The sequence below is a fragment of the Azospirillum brasilense genome, assembly GCF_022023855.1.
Lineage (GTDB): Bacteria > Pseudomonadota > Alphaproteobacteria > Azospirillales > Azospirillaceae > Azospirillum > Azospirillum brasilense_F.
The window spans coordinates 378870-396586 of the sequence record NZ_CP059449.1 but is presented as its reverse complement, the minus strand read 5'-3'; the positions used below and the strand labels follow the sequence as shown (position 1 = coordinate 396586).

Annotated in this window: 14 protein-coding genes and 1 pseudogene; 8 read left to right on the top strand and 7 right to left on the bottom strand. The window is 66.7% G+C overall.

What is annotated here, in order from left to right:
* Nucleotides 1–26 precede the first annotated feature (26 nt).
* Nucleotides 27–1919, bottom strand: a complete 1893-nt coding sequence (locus H1Q64_RS01850) for a tetratricopeptide repeat protein (RefSeq protein WP_237904153.1) — start codon at nucleotides 1917–1919, stop codon at nucleotides 27–29.
* Between the two features lie 518 nt (nucleotides 1920–2437).
* Between H1Q64_RS01850 and H1Q64_RS01845 the strand changes: the two genes are divergently transcribed.
* Together H1Q64_RS01845 and ppk2 are read left to right on the top strand one after the other, a co-directional pair.
* Entirely contained in the window at nucleotides 2438–2689 is a 252-nt protein-coding gene (locus H1Q64_RS01845; protein ID WP_014239554.1) for a hypothetical protein, read from the top strand.
* Nucleotides 2690–2805: 116 nt separating this feature from the next.
* Complete coding sequence (gene ppk2 / locus H1Q64_RS01840) at nucleotides 2806–3636, top strand: polyphosphate kinase 2 (protein WP_237904152.1); 831 nt, start codon at nucleotides 2806–2808, stop codon at nucleotides 3634–3636.
* 33 nt (nucleotides 3637–3669) lie between these two features.
* Here ppk2 and H1Q64_RS01835 read toward each other — a convergent pair whose 3' ends face one another.
* The 3 genes from H1Q64_RS01835 to H1Q64_RS01825 all read right to left on the bottom strand — a co-directional run bounded on the left by H1Q64_RS01835 (nucleotide 3670) and on the right by H1Q64_RS01825 (nucleotide 7779).
* Nucleotides 3670–5106 carry a hypothetical protein gene (locus H1Q64_RS01835; RefSeq protein ID WP_237904151.1) on the bottom strand — a complete coding sequence of 479 codons (1437 nt, stop codon included), beginning with the start codon at nucleotides 5104–5106 and terminating at the stop codon, nucleotides 3670–3672.
* A 14-nt stretch (nucleotides 5107–5120) separates the two neighbouring features.
* A complete protein-coding gene (locus H1Q64_RS01830) occupies nucleotides 5121–7034 on the bottom strand; it encodes an esterase/lipase family protein (protein ID WP_237904150.1) in 1914 nt (637 codons plus the stop codon).
* 121 nt (nucleotides 7035–7155) lie between these two features.
* Nucleotides 7156–7779, bottom strand: coding sequence for a hypothetical protein (locus H1Q64_RS01825; protein ID WP_237904149.1), 624 nt, complete (start codon nucleotides 7777–7779; stop codon nucleotides 7156–7158).
* 492 nt (nucleotides 7780–8271) lie between these two features.
* On the opposite strand from H1Q64_RS01825, the gene H1Q64_RS01820 reads away from it, so the two are divergent.
* Entirely contained in the window at nucleotides 8272–9135 is an 864-nt protein-coding gene (locus H1Q64_RS01820; protein WP_237904148.1) for a DUF2092 domain-containing protein, read from the top strand.
* A gap of 251 nt (nucleotides 9136–9386) precedes the next feature.
* Nucleotides 9387–9887 carry a hypothetical protein gene (locus tag H1Q64_RS01815; protein WP_237904147.1) on the top strand — a complete coding sequence of 167 codons (501 nt, stop codon included), beginning with the start codon at nucleotides 9387–9389 and terminating at the stop codon, nucleotides 9885–9887.
* A 59-nt stretch (nucleotides 9888–9946) separates the two neighbouring features.
* Here H1Q64_RS01815 and H1Q64_RS01810 read toward each other — a convergent pair whose 3' ends face one another.
* The 3 genes from H1Q64_RS01810 to H1Q64_RS01800 form a co-directional block, all read right to left on the bottom strand.
* Nucleotides 9947–10822, bottom strand: coding sequence for an aminoglycoside adenylyltransferase family protein (locus H1Q64_RS01810; RefSeq protein ID WP_237904146.1), 876 nt, complete (start codon nucleotides 10820–10822; stop codon nucleotides 9947–9949).
* Between the two features lie 133 nt (nucleotides 10823–10955).
* A complete protein-coding gene (locus H1Q64_RS01805; RefSeq protein WP_237904145.1) occupies nucleotides 10956–11240 on the bottom strand; it encodes a glycine zipper family protein in 285 nt (94 codons plus the stop codon).
* A gap of 86 nt (nucleotides 11241–11326) precedes the next feature.
* Nucleotides 11327–11728, bottom strand: a complete 402-nt coding sequence (locus H1Q64_RS01800) for a Rap1a/Tai family immunity protein (protein WP_237904144.1) — start codon at nucleotides 11726–11728, stop codon at nucleotides 11327–11329.
* Nucleotides 11729–12725: 997 nt separating this feature from the next.
* Here H1Q64_RS01800 and H1Q64_RS01795 point away from each other — a divergent pair.
* The 4 genes and pseudogenes from H1Q64_RS01795 (at nucleotide 12726) to H1Q64_RS01780 (ending at nucleotide 17690) form a co-directional block, all read left to right on the top strand.
* On the top strand, nucleotides 12726–14948 hold the full coding sequence (locus H1Q64_RS01795) for a DUF3141 domain-containing protein (RefSeq protein WP_237904143.1): 2223 nt from the start codon (nucleotides 12726–12728) through the stop codon (nucleotides 14946–14948).
* A 71-nt stretch (nucleotides 14949–15019) separates the two neighbouring features.
* Nucleotides 15020–15496 carry a hypothetical protein gene (locus H1Q64_RS01790; RefSeq protein ID WP_237904142.1) on the top strand — a complete coding sequence of 159 codons (477 nt, stop codon included), beginning with the start codon at nucleotides 15020–15022 and terminating at the stop codon, nucleotides 15494–15496.
* A gap of 42 nt (nucleotides 15497–15538) precedes the next feature.
* Nucleotides 15539–16468, top strand: a pseudogene (locus H1Q64_RS01785) (bifunctional enoyl-CoA hydratase/phosphate acetyltransferase); the annotation flags it as partial.
* Nucleotides 16469–16475: 7 nt separating this feature from the next.
* Nucleotides 16476–17690: an acetate/propionate family kinase gene (locus tag H1Q64_RS01780; RefSeq protein ID WP_419468815.1), complete on the top strand. Its 1215-nt coding sequence runs from the start codon at nucleotides 16476–16478 to the stop codon at nucleotides 17688–17690.
* The last annotated feature ends 27 nt before the right edge of the window (nucleotides 17691–17717 follow it).

Genomic DNA, 17717 nt, shown 5'->3' with positions numbered 1-17717 from the left:
GGTAACACCGCGTCGCATTACGGCACTCAAAGCCTCTCGCCGTCGGCCATCTGCGGCGGTGGAATGGCAAGTCCGGCCTTGCGCAAGCCGTCGACGATCCGGGCGATGATGTCCGGGTGGATGTTGCGGCGTTCGAATTCGGAAATCGCCTTGATCGGGAAGTTCGGGTCGAGCCGCAGGATCTCGGAGACCGCCTTCGTCGCCTCGGCCCGGTTTCCGGTCTGGCCGTGTATCATCGCCAGCGCGACGTGACCGAGAATGACCTCGCGCCCCAGATTGGCCCGCCGCATCTCGTCGAGCGCATCGTCGTAGCGACCATTCACATAATGATAGGTGGCGATCACGATGCGGTACCAGCTCGGCTGCGCCGGGTTGCGCGTGAAGGCCTCGCGGATCAGCGGAATTCCGCGCTCCCACTCGCCGGTCAAGCTGTAGCAGCGCCCAAGGTCGGCGAGGATCGCGCTGTCGTTCGGGTTGAGCGCGAGCGCCTGCTCGTACGCGGCGATGCTTCGCTGCGGCTCGCGGCGCAGCCACCAGGCAAGCCCGAGCGCCTGATGGGACAACGCGCTGTCCGGAGCCAGCGCCACCGCGCGCTCGGCCAACCGCAGCCCGTCATCGATCGGGTTGGGCCGGGCCGGACTGGGGTTGAAGCCGAGCCGGGCTTCGTCGATGGTGATCATGGCGAGCGCCGCCCAGGCCTCCGGATAGCCGGGGTCGCTCCTGGTCGTCCGTTCGAGGCAATCCCGCACCTCGGCATGGAGGGCGACGCTGAGCTGGCGCCAATACTGGCGGGTGCGCAGAAGGCAGGCGTAGGACGACAGATCCTGCGGCGCGTGCTGTTCGTTCAACCGCGCCTCCGCGCGCTCGATCACGCCGTCCGATTGCGCCAGGGTGCGGGTGACCTGAACGGCGATGTCATGGCGCAGGTCCAGCAGCCTGGTCGGCGTGACCGCGCGACGGAAGCTGTCCGACCACAGGTAGCGATGGTCCTTGGCCGCGATCAGCGTGGCCGTCACTTGGATGTAGTCACCGGTTTGAGCGACGCTGCCCTTCAGCAGATAGTCGACACGGGTGGTCGGCACGGCCTCGCGCAGCGCCGGCGCCGAAGGGTAGCGGAAGCTGGTGTCGGCGCCGAAGACCAGAAAATCGTCGAAGCGGACAAGCGCCGCGACGAGGTCCTCGGTGATGCCGTCGGCGACGAGGTCGAGTGTCGGATCGCCGGAGCCGTTGGTGAACGGCAGGACCAGCAGGGCCGGACCGCGCGCCGCGCGTTGTGGCGCGGCCGGCGCCGTTGCGCGCTCCAGGGCGCTCCTCGACGGGTCGGGAGCAACGCCGCGCCACCCGGCGAAGAGTTCCAGACCGGCCAGGGCCAGAAGCAAGAGGGCCAGACTCATGACTGTGGCCGCGGCGGCCAGCCAGCGGAACGGACGGTCGATGCGGCGTCCGAGGATCAGCGACGCGCGGGGCAGGGTCAGCCTCGCACGGGTTGGCACGGATGCCGGACCGGAGGCTTCGTCCGGAAGGTCGGCCCCGGCCGTGACCGGCACCAGGGAGAACTGGGGGACGTAGCCGCCCTTGGGAATGGCGATGCGCAGGGGGTCGGTGGCGCCTTCGGTCAGATAATAATGCTCCAGGGCGCGCCGAAGGCGGCCGGCCTGGATGCGGACCACCGGGTCGAGCAGCGGGTCGAAGCTGGCGTCGCGGTCGAACACGTCCATGGCGATGGTGTAGGCCTTGATGCGGTTGGCGCGCCCGGCCAGAGCCTCCTGCACGATGAATTGCAGAAAGCGGCGGCCACGGGCGGACCCGCGCAGGCTGCGGCTGGCCAGCACGCGCGCCAACGCCGCATCGATGAGCGGTGCCGTGATGGCGGAGGCTGGTAAATCAGTGGCCTGCGGTTCGTCGGAGGCGTGAAGCACGAGCGCCCTCCTTCCGTTAAGTCCATCCGGCAGCCGTGCCCTTAGGACAAGGGGTTGCTACACCATGCGGTCCATGCCGGGACGGTCCACATTAGCCAAGCGCTGGGGCCGGGCACTGGAAGCTGTAGACGTCATGATCACGAGACGCACGACACAACATCGAGAAAATTCGTTCGAATGCACAGCAAGTTTCCACGCATGAGCGGCGGGTACGATCATTGCAGAAACCCATGCCGGACAAGGGCAGTGCGCAGTTTATTCCTAAGAAATGGAGACTGGAACACTCACTGACGGTATAGCCGCTTCACGCCCACGCCCTGGCTTCATTACTTCCTTCGGAATGGTAGTCCTTACCTTTTTCGTGACGCGCACAAAGCCGCTCTTTTTGCCTGTTACGGTATCAAAGCCAACCGTTTCACCCTTCAAGGCGGCGGACGATCCGGTGCAGGTTGGTCAAGAGCAAAGTCCGGAACAAGGCAGGCACCCCGGCGCTCTTCCAGAACCGGGGAGACTCGCCCATGTCGGACAAGCTGCGGCACGTCGTGGAGCGGTTCCCGGATTTGGAGGAGATGATCAAACAACACAGCGCTGACAACCGGTTCTTTCGCAGTCTCTGCGAAGACTACGGAGAGGCCGTCGAGATTTTGCGGGGTTGGGAGGCGTCGAACAGCGGGCGACGCTCGAAACGCACCGCCGCGTGCCGCGCTCTTATCGCGGATCTTGAGCAGGAAATTCTGCTCGAACTCCAGAGCCGGATCGATGGTGTATGACCATCGGCCTGGCTGCCGCCAAGTCTGTTCGACGTTTTCTGTTCGCCGTTTTTGCCAATGAACCGCCAGTCCCGTCACGGATCACACCCAACACCCGTCCGCGAGGATGATGAAGCATGGCAAAGAAACTGAAGACCGCCCATCGCGTGGAGTGCGCGCAACCAAAGCTCAAGCGGCGGGATTATGAAAGCGCGCTTGCGGAACTTCATGTCGAACTGGTGAAGCTGCAACAATGGGTTGTTCACAAAGGTATGAAGGTCTGCATCGTCTTCGAGGGGCGTGACACCGCCGGCAAGGGCGGAACCATCAAGGCCATCACCGAGCGTGTGAGCCCACGCGTGTTCCGCGTTGTCGCCTTGCCCACGCCGACCGAACGTGAAAAGTCGCAAATGTACATTCAGCGCTACATCCCGCACCTGCCCGCCGCCGGGGAAGTCATCATCTTCGACCGGAGCTGGTACAACCGCGCCGGAGTCGAGCGGGTGATGGGCTTCTGCACCGAGGAGCAGGCGAAGCGGTTTCTCGACGCCGTCCCGAGCGTGGAGAAGGCCATCATCGAGTCCGGGGTGGTTCTGCTGAAATACTGGCTCGAAGTCAGCCCGAAAGAGCAGACGCGCCGCCTTGAAGCACGGATCAACGATGGGCGGAAGGTCTGGAAGCTGTCGCCAATGGATTTGAAATCCTACGGCCACTGGTACGACTATTCGCGTGCCCGCGACGACATGTTCGCGGAGACCGACACCTCCTGGGCGCCGTGGTTCGTCGCGCGGTCGGACGACAAGAGGCGCGCGCGCCTGAACATCATCCGCCACATGCTCGACCACATCCCCTACGAAGAGCTGCCCAGGGAAACCGTGAAGCTGCCCAAGCGCCAGGACCCGGACGGCTACGAGAACCCCAACTACCCCTTGAAGGTCATTCCGGAGCTGCAGTGGCCCACGGAGTGAGGCCGAACGGTCACTTTTGGTCAGCGCCTTGGGTCAGCGCCGCCGCCGAACGAGCCACAGGCGAACCGACCACAGGCCGGCGGCGAGAAGTCCGGCCACTACGGCAAGAAGGGCGACGTCGCCGACACCCGGCCGTGAGAGGCGACCACTCTCCCACGCCGTGCGGACCTTCTCCAAATCCTCCCTCAGCGAGGGGAGGGGGAGCGCGGCGAGGTCGTCCACGGGGAGGGAGCCCAGAATGCGTCGCGGGTCCGCCACCCCCCGCCACCGGCTGTCCAACGGCAGGCTCTCGGCAAGCCGGCCGATCTCACCCTCGTCCGTGAAGAATTGCGGATCGAGCGTCAGCGGGAATAGGGTCGTCTCGCCCCGCATGCGCAGCTCGATCATCGCGTTCACGTCGTTGCAGACGCCCAGCGCGTAGTAGCCGCCGAACGGCAACTCCGGATGGCGCCGCTTGATCGTGTCGTAGGCGCGCACAATGACGCCGGCGAGGCGGATCACCTCCATCGCCTCCTCCCCACGGTAGTGGTGCGCCACCCTGCCCATGACCCAGGCCTGATCGCGAGTCACGCTCGGGCGGAACACGGCCTGGCCGTCGATTCCGAAATAGAAGGACAGATCCGCGTTGACCACCGGGCCGCGGACGACGAGTTCGTGCTGGGAATGGCTGACCGGAACCAGAAGGTTGCGGTCCGTCCCGGGGACCGGCAGTCGGGTGTCGATCCAGAACGGCGTCAGGACGTCGCGGCCCTGATAGATCAGGTCGCCGAAATTGGCGAAATACCGTGAATCGCGAACCTCCACGTCATGGCCGCTCCGCGCCAACGCTTCCACCAAGGCGCGGGGCGTGTCCAGCGATTGGCCGTCAAGGACGGCCCGGTGGCGTCGCCCGCCATCCGGCGCGTTCAGGGAAAGGCGGTTGAGCAGTTCGGCCAGACGCAGGCCATCGGCGTAGCGTTCGGCCAGCGCGGGATCGACGCGATCGCCGGCTTCGAGCCCAAAACCCAGAGGGCGCAGATAGGCATCCAGCGCCGGAGGGGTGCCCGCGGCGGGAATGCCCAGCCCCTCGTCGATCGTCGCCTCGGCCGCCGTCTCAACCGCCTTCTCGGCCGGCGCGGGCTCCGGTGGGAGGTCATCGTCGCTGGGACGGTCCAGCATCGCCCCAGCAAGTCGCACGGACCGGCCCATTCCCTGTACGGTCAGCCCGGGAAACCGGTCCAGCCCCTCGAAATCCTTGCCGAGAATCATCTCGCGCAGCCGCTTGATCTCATCCGGCCCCAGAATGCCGCCCGCCTTCGGATTGCGCCCCAGGCGCCGGTACAGGGCTTCCACGAAATCCGGATTCCGGGCCAGCTCGGACATGACTTGCGAGACGGGCAGCCATGGCGCCTCGTCCGCCCGCAGAGACGCGGAGCACAGCAGGATACCGGACAGAATGAGAGCGGAAACGGCGCTCGCCAGACCCGCCATAATGGGAGCCGCCATCATCGGGTCCGGCTCGCGACGCGTGGGGCGCTGGCGCCCGGCGGCCCGCACGCGTTGCGTTTCGTGCAGGACTCATCCCAATGGAGGAGAAGGATGCGGCGCACCTCCTCGATGGTGCGCGGATCGGACTGCGTCGAGTGCCCGGAACGCACGACATACTCGGATTCGACCCCGGCGATATGGGCGCTTTTGTATTCCACGACGCCATCGTCGCCGGTTTCGACGGGTCCGTCGCCGCGCACCGCGATGATCGAGTGCGCCTTGACCCCCTCGGCGATGGGTATGTGCGCCAGGGTCTGGACCAGCAGGCTGCCGGGGGTCATGGCGTGGACGCTGCCAAACCCTGTTTGCCCGGCAAGCGTGGTGCTGGCGCTGTCCAACTGGCCGATCTCCGAGGTCACTCTCAGGATGCGCCCCGGCAATCGCACCAGGCTCGCGACGAATTGGCTGATCCGGTTGCCGGCGACATAGCTGCCGCCGTGCGGCGTGGCGATGAAGACAAGGCGCTTGACCGACGGAACGGGCTTCACGAACAGAGCGCGTGTCAGCAGATCGCGCGTTTCCCGGTCGAGCGGAAGCTGGTCGGGCGGCTTGCGGAATGCCGCGTTCCATAGCTGTGCGCCGGTGTTCACCGCCGCCATCTTGGTCAGCAGCCCCCCCTGGCTGTGTCCGATGACGACCATCTCGTGCAGTGCCGGTTCCCGCCCGGACGGGTCCAGGGTGGACACCGCCTCCTGCAGCGCGTCACGCAGCAACAGGGCGGAATAGGGAACGGGATTGCCGGTCTCGTAGCTGAAGAACCAGAACTGGAAGTGGTCGCGGATGCGCGGGTCGCTCTTCAGATCGTTCAGCATCTCGGCCCAGCGCACCGGGCTCGATGCCGTCCCGTGGACGAAGACGACGGGTATGCGGCCGGACCGGTATGGTTCCAGCGCGACGAGGCGGGACGGCATCTTGTCCAGCAGGCCGCCGCGCAGGAAGCCGCCGAACTCGAATTCCCAGACCGGCATGCCGTCCAGCATGTAGGCCAGCGTGGCGGTGTGCTCGACCTCCAGCGGCACCGGTTGGCGGTCGATCAGCACCGCTTCGGTTTCCGACGCGGGATAGAGTTCGAGTTGCGCGCGCACCTGCCCGCCCATGATCTGGCGCCGGGGATCGGGGATGCGCAGCAGCGCGGTCACGGGCGTCTTGACGCGCGGGGCGACCTGGAAGCCCTTCGCCAGGGTGCCCTGCGTGGTCCCCGCCGCCAAGGGAGCGCCGATGCCGGGTTGGCGATAACGGGCGTCGAGGCCGTGAACCTGCAGCTCGGCGACCGGAAAGAAGCCGGTCAGCTGGCGCCCGCCCCACGCCAGTTCCCGAGGATCGAAGGCCACGTCCAACTCACCGAACGGCAGCGGGTGGTGGGCCTCCCGAATGGCGATGCCGGTTCGGTCCTCCGTCGCCAGCCCGGAGGTCAGGCCACGGTTGTACAGGTCGGTGGCCAGCCGGAAACGGGGATCGTAGGGGCTGGGCGGCTGGTCCAGTCCTCCCGGAAAGAGAAACGCGTAGGCGTAGAGGGCGGACGCCAGATAATAGGGCGGCCCTCCCCGCTCCTCGGCGTGCAGGAACGACATCTCGGCCAAGGTGAAGATCTCGTCGGCGCCGCCATGCCCCTGAGTGACCAGCGCGCGGAGATCGGCCATGGCCTTCTCCGGCTGCGTCAGAAAGCGGTCCGTCAGGGACCACCGGCGCAGCACATTGTGGCTCGGATCGCTGAGCGCGTGCGCCGACAGGACGTTGTGCGTGAGTTGCTGATGGACGGTGCCGTGGTCCACGCGCTCGACGCTGACCGCCGTCGCGCAGCCCCCGGCAAGAAGCGTCCAGGCCAACAGGAGCACGGCGACCAAGCCCCCCGGAAGGGGCGGGCGCCTCATCCCGCGGGCTTCTGCGCCGCCCGTCGCCACCGGCCGGGCATCCTGGCTTGCGTGCACTCCCATGCCCTCCGCCCGTGCTCTTGGCTCCCGGCCCTTCGACTGCGTTCGCGAGGATCGCCGTTCAGAACCAACTCTTGCGCGCCGGCTCGATCGACACCGCGAGGGCTTCGCTGACGACGGCGGTGATCGTGTCGCCGACCTTCAGCGAGGGAAGCTTCGCCTGACGGGCGGGGTCCGTCACGTTGACGGTGTAGACCTCGCCGCCGTTGGGATTGACGAGATCGATGCTGTTCGCGCCAAGGTCGATGCCGACGACCAGCCCGCTGAGCCGTGTCACCTGCACCCCGATGCCGCCCGGCGCCTCGACCGAGCGCGCGACCGTCTGCTGGATCTCGTCCTCGGGCACGGGCGCACCGGGTTGGGACACCATGAAGGCCACGGAGCGGTAGAACTGCGCGTCGACGGTGTCTCCCACCTTCAGCATCTCCAATCGCACCGCCGGCCCGGCCATGACGGTGACCGGCGTGCCCGACCGTCCGGCCAGCGTGACCTTCCGCTTGGACGCATCGATGGCCGTGATTTTCGCGTGGAGCGTGACGGCGGCACTTTCCGGAATGACGTTCGTCAGAACGGGCCTGTCCTGCGCCGACGCCGGGTGCGGAACGGTGCCCGGCACCAAGAGTACGCCGCAGAGGATGCCCACTGCGGTGGCGGTGACCGTTGGCAAGGTTGCACGACGCTTCATGCTGTCCTCCTGTTTTGCCCGGCATGCTCCGGCGCCGTCTTCTGAGCGCGAAGTTGAAGGGCGGATCTGGGGCTGTCCGGTGTGGTGCGTTGTTGTCCACAGCCAAGTCCTGTAGCCCGAGACGCCGGCTCTGACGAGTATTCTACAGTAGCCTGGACTTCGCTGATCCCTGCCGTCGGCCCGACTGTTCAGGACACGCCCAGCCCGTTGACGAGCGTAAGCATCGGACGGCTTCCGCGGTCTCGGTTACCGTAATGGATGTTACGGTAGCGTACTTGGCGCAATCACCGTGTTCCGCCCAACAGGGCCTCGACCGGCTCCGGGCGCACCGGCAACCTACCGGCAATTTGGGGCAGCGTTACCGTAGCGGCCCGCATCGACCGTGGTTGCTACTTTCAATGGCTCCGCTCCACGCGGCTCAATGACTCCAGGCCTTTCATCAATGCCGCCGGCGCGGCGTCCGGGGCAGGAGGCGGGGCAGGAGGGATATCGATGAACGGACCCAGGTGGCTGATACGGTCGGCGCTGTGCCCGGTGCTCTGCGTTTTCGCCCTGGTCGGTTTCGCCCTGGTCGGGCCGGCCTTCGGGGCCGAGGCGCCACCGTCCGACAGTCCGCCGCAAGCGGTCGAGCAGGACGAGCCGGAAGATTCGGCAATCGACGACGAGGCGATGACCGTCCTGACGCGCATGGCCGACACGCTCGCCCAGACCCAGCGCTTCACCGTGACCATCCGGGCCAGCTACGACGTGGTTCAGGACACGGGGGAGAAGATCACGTTCAGCGAGAGGCGCGCCCTCACCCTGAACCGTCCCGACGGGCTGCGGGTCGAAGCGCAGGAAAGCGATGGGAAGCGGTCGCTGGTGACGTTCGACGGCAAGGCGATCTCCGTGTTCAACGCGGACGAGAACGTCTATGCCCAGATCGAACGGGCCGGCACAATCGACGACGCCGTACGCTATCTGGTTCAGGATCTTCGGGTGCGGCTGCCGCTGGCGCTGCTGCTGGTCAGCACGCTGCCGGACGAGCTGGAGCAACGCCTTCAGACGCTCGACTATGTGGAGCGGGACATGCTCACGGCGGTGCCGACCGATCACCTGGCGGGGCGCACCGAGGATGTCGACTTCCAGATATGGATCGCCACCGAAGGCCCGCCTCTGCCGGAGCGCGTGACCATCACCTACAAGGGTGACGAGGGCGAACCGCAATATCGGGCCGAATTCTCCGACTGGAACCTCAACCCGGACCTCCAGCCGGCGCAACTCGCCTTCCATCCTCCGGACGGCGCGGAACGCATTCCGGTCATGATCCGTGTCCGCCGCAACGCGGCCGGCAGTTCGGAAGGAGCGCCGAAATGAACACGCCAACTTCACGAATTGCCATTTCCATCGCCGCATCCCTGCTGCTGGTGGCCGGATCGGTCGCGGATGCCTATGCCCGCGGCGGCGGAGGAGGTCGCGGCGGCGGTGGCCGAGCGGGCGGAGGGGGGTATTCCCGGTCTGGTCCGGCGGCGGGTGGCGGCTTTTCCGCTCAACGTTCCTCGGCGGGACGATCCACGGCGGGAGTGGGGGCTCGTCAGGCCGGCGCCACCCAGCGGTCGAGCGACCGGATGGCCTCCGCACAGACGGCGTCCCGGCAGTCCGGCGCTACGGAGCGTTCCGCGCAGCGCGCCGAGACGAAGCAGACGCGCACGGAAGCCCGGGCCGACACGCGCACTTCGGGCCAGCAGGAGCGGACCGAGCGGCAGGGCCAGCGCCAGCAGGGCCAGACCGAACGCACGGAAGCCCGCCAGCAAGGCCAGACCGAACGCACGGAATCGCGGGCCTACGCGGCGCAGAACATCGCCAACGACTGGGATGGTCATCATTATGACGACGATGATGACGATTGGGGCTGGGCCCTTGCGGGTGCTGCGGTGGGAGCGACCGCCGGCTACATCGCCGGTGCCGCCACGGCGGCTCCCAACTACGTGACGGTGCTTCCCTGCACGCCCACCGTCGTGCCGTACGGCGGCGTCAGCTATTATGGCTGCGGTGGAACCTGGTACAACCGCAGCTATGTGGACGGAAGCGTCACCTACGTCACCGTCACTGCGCCGCCCGGTTACTGACCGCTGTGAGGGTTGTCATGGCGCGTCCGCTTCCGCCCTGCCAGCCCGCCGATCCGTCGTCACCCCGGTGGTGTGCCAGCCGTCAGGGTCCGGATGCGTGCGATGACGTGGTCGACATGCGGTCGCACCCCCGGCGCGAGATCGCTCCAATCCTCCCGCTCCCCGCCGAGATAGGCCGCCCGGGCGTGCGCCAGAACGCGCCGGTGCTCCTCGGGCAGACGCGCGAGCGCCCAATCGGCGGCCTGATCCTTCGGGAGGATTTCGCCGGTCGTGAGCGTCGTCCAAATTCGCGCCAGGGTCAGCAGCCCGTTTCGTCTGTCGTCCCCCTCTTCGATGCCCGGAATCAGGATCGGCACCATGTCCATCATGGCCCGGACGAGATCCGCGCGCGGCACCGGGTCGAGGACAGAGTCGACGGGCGGGCCGAAGAGCGGCAGGGCTCCGCGGCGGGCCGTCTCGATCAGGACGGCGACGTCGGGATCCCGGCACGGCCATTCGGGCATGCCGCCCCGCTCGAACTCGGCGCGCATCCATTCGCCATACTGAAGCTCAAGACAGCCGGGGTGGCGCCATGGGATCAGGGCCGGGCGGGCGAGGATGGTGAGTTCGATGGGGCGGCCCGGCCCGCCGACGGCGGTGCTTCCCGAGATCGGCAGAAGCTGACGGATGATCGCGACGCGCTCATTGTTTGACAGCGATCGCTCAGTGACGACGAGGATGTCGAGATCGCTGTTCGGGCGCAGGCCGCCCGCGACCGCCGATCCGTAGAGATACGCGGCTGAGGCGGCGCCGCCGAGAACGTCGCGAACAACCGCCGCAGCGGCAATGGTCTGCTCGCAGGATCGTGGTTCATGCGCCAGGAACGGTATCATCGCCATCAGAATGCCAGCCACGTCGCAGCATGACAATGTCACGGCATGACAGAGGCTGGCCAAGCTTCGCGATTGTCCTTTACGCGGTCGTTGGCGATGCCCGTGACGAGGACGCGCCTGCCATCCAGTGGGATCGGCGGCATGGCGAGAACGTCCCCGTCAGCGCATGACCACCTCAGCGCATGACCGCCGCGGGTCACTGGGTGCCGCTTTGCTGGGTGGACCCCTGCTGGACGCCGCGCTGGTAGGCCGAGGCCTCGGTCCGCTTGTGATAGTCGTAGAGCAGACCGCCGGCCAGACCGGCACCGGCGCCGATGGCCGCACCCATGCCGGCGTTGCCGGCGATGGCGCCGATCAGCGCTCCGCCGGCAGCACCTCCGGTCGTGCCGGTGAGCGCGCGCTGCTGGGTCGGTGACATGTCGGCGCACGCTGCAAGGGGAAGCGCGACGACGGCGACGCGGAGGATTTGTGTGGGTTTCATGGTCTTTCCCATCCTGGTTGGCCCATCCTGGTTGGCCTTTGATCGAAGGCCGTGGACCGCGGCGGAGGAAGCGGATACCGGCGTGATCAGGCGCGGCAGGGGTAGCGCTGTGACAGGAAGCGGAACAGCCCATCCACCGGCGGCGTGTCCATCAGCTTGGGATTCTGTTTTGCCCAGGTGACGAAAGCGGAAACGGCGTCGTTGCGCGATGGCGGTGGCGTCGGCGCGCACACCAGCTGGCGCTTGCCTTCGGCGGCCGTTGCAACCTGATGGTATTGATAGGCGCCGACGGCGAAACCGTGGCAGAAATGGAGCGCCGCGATGCCGGTCGGGTCGTTTGGCGTGGCTTCGCACAGCCGCACAAGGTCGCCCGTGGTGCGGACCTGAAAATTGGTTTCCGTGGGGGCCGGCCCCATCTGCGCGTTCGCGGCGGTGATCACCGTCGCCGTCAGGGCAACGGCCAGAGCGACCTTGGTTCGGTGTTTCATGGTTTGCTCCCAGCGCTTTTTGTGGGCGGCTTTTTGTAAGCGGATTTTCAGGGACAGGAGACGCTTCCCCGACGAACCGGCCGGCCCGATGCGAAATCGATGGACTGCCGATCGGATGGACGGGGTGCACAGGTCGGGGGCGAGAATTTAACTCGCAAGACACTGTGCTTTGGAAGGTAGCATTCCTCCAAGCCAAAGCGCAGTCATGCTACGGTAACGCCCACCGTATCGGTCATGTGAAGAGGGTCATCCTCTGTTCATTATGCCAATGAACGAGCAGAATTTACCCCCTTGCAGGGAGCCTTCTTTCTTAATAAAAGAAAAATTCTATAAAACTGTTAAACAAAAATGCACAAAGACCCACTGGGTTGGGTTTGCCAAAATCCGAATCTCATTCATGAAAAATTCAAAGCCCGAATCCCTGCCGGAAGACGGTGCCGCCGCACTGTGTCGGGAATGAACCACCAAGGGAAAGCAGCCTGATACGGTAACAGCGCCAACAGTTGCATGCTTCAACGCGGCGGATGATGCGGTGCAGTATTTCCCGTGTCTTAAAGCCAGCGTCGAAGCCAGCGCCTTGGCCCCTCACGTTCTCATCACGGGTCGGTATCCGCAGCGCCGGCGTCGCAACGCCTTCGCGGATGCGAAGAAGCCGGTCGGCACAGCGAACGCACAGCCGGCGCAGGCCGGCGCAGGAGCGTACAGCCAAAGAGGACATGTGATGAAAAATCGGCGGGTGCGTCCCCTGACGGAACAGCAGCCTCTGGCGAGCTGGTTTTCCGCCTGGACCGCGGCATTTCCCTTTCTCGGCCCCTTCGTCGAACCCGCAGAAAACGGGACCGCAGCAAAATCAACAGGGGCGAAACAGGCTGGGGCAAAGCCGGTCGAAGAGACGGCGGCCGGGAAAGGCGCGGATGGTTGGCAGACGTCCGCTTTCCCCAACCCCTTCAATCTTCCCAACCCGTTTCAGGACGCTTTCGACTATGGCGTCGATGCCATGCAGCGCTGGGTCCTGTTCCTGGATGTCCTGCGGCGCCGCGGCGACCAGTTCATGGACCACGCCGAGAAAGGAAAGCCGCCCGTCCTGTCCTTCCCGTACGAGATCGTGATGGAAGGGCGGAAGCTGAAGCGGCCGTGCAATTACATGCTGCTTCGCATTCTGCCGGACCCCGCCGTCGGCACGGACCCGGCCAAGCGCCCGTTCGTGATCGTCGATCCGCGCGCCGGTCATGGGCCCGGGATCGGCGGCTTCAAGCCGGACAGCCAGATCGGCACCGCTCTGCGCGCCGGCCACCCCTGCTACTTCATCGGTTTCCATCCTGAACCAGAGCCGGGCCAGACCCTCGCCGACGTGGGTGAAGCCGAGGCCTTCTTCATCGAGCATGTCGGAAAACTGCACGACAATGCGGGCGGCAAGCCGTGCGTCATCGGCAATTGCCAAGCCGGCTGGGCGGTGATGGCGCTGAGCGCGGTCCGGCCCGACCTGATGGGACCGATCATCATCGCGGGCTCCCCGCTGTCCTATTGGGCCGGCGTGAAGGGGCGGAACCCGATGCGCTACCTCGGCGGGCTCTATGGCGGCGCCTGGCTCGCCGCCCTGGCCAGCGATCTCGGCAACGGCCGCTTCGACGGGGCGCATCTGGTCGGCAACTTCGAGAAGCTGGACCCGGCCAACACCTATTGGAAGAAGGCGTACAACCTGTACGCCCATATCGACACGGAAGCGGACCGGTACCTTGAATTCGAAAAGTGGTGGAGCGGCTTCTTCCTGATGAACGGGGAGGAGATCGAGGCCATCACCGACGAGCTGTTCGTCGGCAACAAGATGACCAGCGGCGGCATCGTCCGGAACGGGCGCCGGCTGGATTTGCGCAACATCCGCTCGCCCATCCTGGTCTTCGCGTCCTTCGGCGACAACATCACGCCGCCGCAACAAGCGCTGGGCTGGGTCCTCGACCTCTACAGCGACGTCGAAGACATCCGGGCCCACGAGCAGACCATCGTCTACAACCTCCATCACGACATCGGGCACCTGGGCATCTTCGTGTCCGGCCGCGTCGCCCGCAAGGAAACGTCGGAGTTCGTCGAGAACATCGACTTCATTGACCTGCTGCCACCCGGTCTCTACGAGATGATCCTCCAGCCGAAGGACCCGAACGTCCCCGGCGCCGATCTGGTCGCGGGCGATTACGTGACGCGGTTCGAGCCGCGCACGCTCGACGACATCCGCGGGCTTGGCGGCAACACGCCGGAGGACGACCGGCGCTTCGCCGCGGTGGCTCGCATCTCGGACATCAACAAGGGCCTGTACGCCACCTTCGCCCGGCCCTCCATCCAGGCGACCGTCAACGAGCCCTTCGCCGAATGGCTGCGGATGATGAACCCGGCGCGCAGCCAGTATTACCTGTTCTCGCACCTCAACCCCTTCATGGCGCCGGTCGGCCCCATGGCCGACTGGGTGCGCGAGCACCGCCGCCCGGTGAGCCCGGACAACCCGTACCTGAGCGCGCAGAACCGCGTCTCGGACGAGATCGTGCAGGGGCTTGACCGCTGGCGGGACGCGCGCGACGGCGCCGTCGAGCGCCTGTTCATGGGCCTCTACAACGCACCGCTCCTTCAGGCTCTGGTCGGGCTGGCCGCGCCGGGCGAGGACGCGCGGCCGCCGCACGTCCGCGACGAGGCGTTCGAAGCACTGGTCGAGAAGCGGATGGCCGAGATCATGGCCCGCGTCGAGGAAGGCGGTGTGCGGGAGGCGCTGTTCCGCGTCCTGATCCACGCGCGGCGCGGCGAAGGCGCCCTCGACGAGCGCGCCTTCCAGATGCTGCGGAAAATCCGCGAGGAGCATCCCGGCACCCAGCACCTGACCGTTGACGCCGTTCGCGCGGTCTTCCGCGAACAGGTCTTCCTGATGCTGATGGACGAAGCCGCGGCGATGAGCGCGCTGCCCAAGCTTCTGTCCGGCGAGAAGGAGCGCAAGGAGGTGATGGCGCTGGCGGAGCGTGTTCTGGAGGCATCCGGACCGCTGACCCCAGACCAGCGCGCCCGCCTGCGGCAGGTGGACGCCCTTCTGCACAACAAGGAGGAGCGCATCGAGGCCGGGCGCGAACCACCCCTGCGCGTGCTGCCCGGGGCCGGCGGAGCATCGCTGGCCAAGGCCGCCTCCGACATCAGCCGGGCGGACGCGCAACGCGGGGTGATGGGCACCGCGAAGGCCAAGTGAACCCGGTGCCGCCACACGACGCCGCATGAGGCTGACAAAAGACAACTCACAAGAAACAAGGGGAACGCGTCATGAGCAACATGGACCAGACCAGAGCGACCGCGGCCGTCCCCGACATCGGTGACGACCTGATCTCGCCCGACGAACTCCGGAAGCTCGGCGAGGAGCACGAGATGGCGCTGCTCCAGGAAGCCCTGGAGCGGGAAAAGAAGCACATGAAGGAACAGGACACCGTCCGCGAAGCCTTCATGAACCAGCATGTCCGCCCCGACGCCAAGGAGCGGTTCACGCGCGCGGTGCGCGATGCCGCGTCGCGCGGCGTGAAGGAAATCCAGGTGGCGCGCTTCCCGAGCAGCTACTGCACCGACGGCGGCCGGGCGATCAACAATTTCGAGCCGGACTGGCCGGATTCCCTGACCGGCTATGCCCGCGAAGCCTACGAGGTCTTCGACAAGAATCTGAGGGCCAAGGGCTACAAGCTGCGGGCGCAGATCCTGGACTATCCCGGCGGCATGCCGGGGGACGTCGGGCTGTACCTGCGCTGGTGAGGAGGGCGCGTCATGGCCGGCAGCCAGTCACCGCCCGCACATCGGCACGAAAAGTACGAACGGCTGGTCGCCGCCTGCCGCGAGATTCCCCCCGTTCCTACGGCGGTGGCGCACCCCTGCGACGCCTCATCCCTGGGCGGTGCCGTCGATGCGGCCCGCCAGGGCTTCATCACTCCGATCCTGATCGGTCCGGCCGCGCGCATCCGGGCCGTGGCGGACGAGTCCGGGCTCGACATCGCCCCGTACGAGATCGTGGACGTGCCGCACAGCCACGCCGCCGCCGCCATGGCGGTGGAGCTGGTGCGCCAGGGGCGCGCGCAGCTCCTCATGAAGGGAAGCCTGCACACGGACGAGTTGCTGCGCGAGGTCGCCAGGAAGGACAGCGGGCTGCGGACGGAGCGGCGCATCAGCCACGTTTTCATCATGGACGTGCCGACCTACGCCAAGCCGCTGTTCATCACCGATGCCGCGGTGAACATCGCGCCGACCCTTGAGGACAAGCGCGACATCATCCAGAACGCCATCGATCTGGCGCGGGCTCTGGGGAATTCCCAGCCGAAGGTGGCGATCCTGTCGGCGGTCGAGACCATCAACCCGAAGATCCCCTCCACCGTCGAGGCCGGCGCTTTGTGCAAGATGGCCGACCGGGGGCAGATCACCGGCGGTCTGCTGGACGGGCCGCTGGCGCTCGACAACGCGATCAGTCCGGAAGCGGTGAGGATCAAGGGCATCGCCTCCCCGGTCGCCGGGCAGGCCGACATTCTCGTGGTGCCGGATCTGGAGGCGGGCAACATGCTTGCCAAGAACCTGACCTTCCTGGCGAACGCTGATGCCGCCGGCATCGTGCTGGGCGCGCGGGTGCCCATCGTGCTGACCAGCCGGGCCGACAGCGTCATGACGCGTATGGCCTCCTGCGCCGTGGCGGCGCTGTACGCGCACCGGCAGCGGGTCGAGCAGCCGGTGAAGGGGTGAGGTCGCCATGACCGAAACGACCATGACCGAGACGGGCATGACCGAAACGATCCTGGTCATCAACGCCGGTTCCTCCAGCATCAAGTTCCAGCTGTTCGATGCGGCGGACGGGACGCTGCCGGTGAGCCTGCGCGGCCAGATCGAGGGGATCGGCACGACGCCCCGGCTGGTCCTCCAGGAAAGCAGCCAGGACGGAAGTGTTCCCTTGCCGGCGGAGTCCGGTGGCGGGGTTCCCGGCGCGCTGGCCTTTCTCGGCGCGTGGCTGCGGGAGCGGCTGGGCGGCGCCATGCCGGTGGCGGTCGGGCATCGGGTGGTTCACGGTGGACCGGCCTACGACACCCATGTGGCGGTGGACGACGCAGTGATCGGGACGCTGGAACGCTACATCCCGCTCGCCCCGCTCCACCAGCCGAACAATCTGGCGCCGATCCGGGCGATCCGGAAGCTCTTGCCGGACGTGCTTCAGGTGGCCTGCTTCGACACGGCCTTTCACCGGCACCATTCCGAACCGGCCGACCGCTACGCCATTCCGGACGCCCTCTACCGGGAAGGTCTGCGGCGCTACGGCTTCCATGGCCTGAGCTACGAATACATCGCCGGGCGCCTGCCGGACCTCGCCCCCCAGATCGCCGGCGGGCGCGTCGTCGTCGCGCATCTTGGCAGCGGGGCCAGCATGTGCGCCATCCGGGACGGGCGCAGCGTGGACAGCACCATGGGCTTCACCGCGCTGGACGGGCTGCCGATGGGCACGCGGCCGGGGCAACTCGACCCCGGCGTGGTCCTGTACCTGATGGACAAGGGCATGGACGCCCGCGCCATCGAACGGCTGCTGTACCACGACTGCGGCCTGAAGGGGCTGTCCGGCATCAGCAACGACGTCCGCGACCTGCTGGCCAGCACCGACCCGCGTGCCAGACTCGCGCTGGACTGCTTCGTCTACCGGGCGAGCCTCGCCATCGGGGCGCTGGCCGCCGCCATGGGGGGCATCGACGGGCTGGTGTTCACGGCCGGCATCGGCGAACGGGCGCCAGCCATCCGCAAGGCCATCGCGGAGCGGGCACGCTGGCTCGGCTTCGACCTCGACGAGGCGGCCAACGCCGCGAACGCGCTGTGCATCACGACGCCGGACAGCCGGGTCAAGGGCTGGGTCATCCCGACCGACGAGGAACGGATGATCGCGCTCCACACCCGCGACATCCTCCGCCGCCACCGCTCCGCGTAACACGGCCCCGAGAAGGAGAGAGGCACC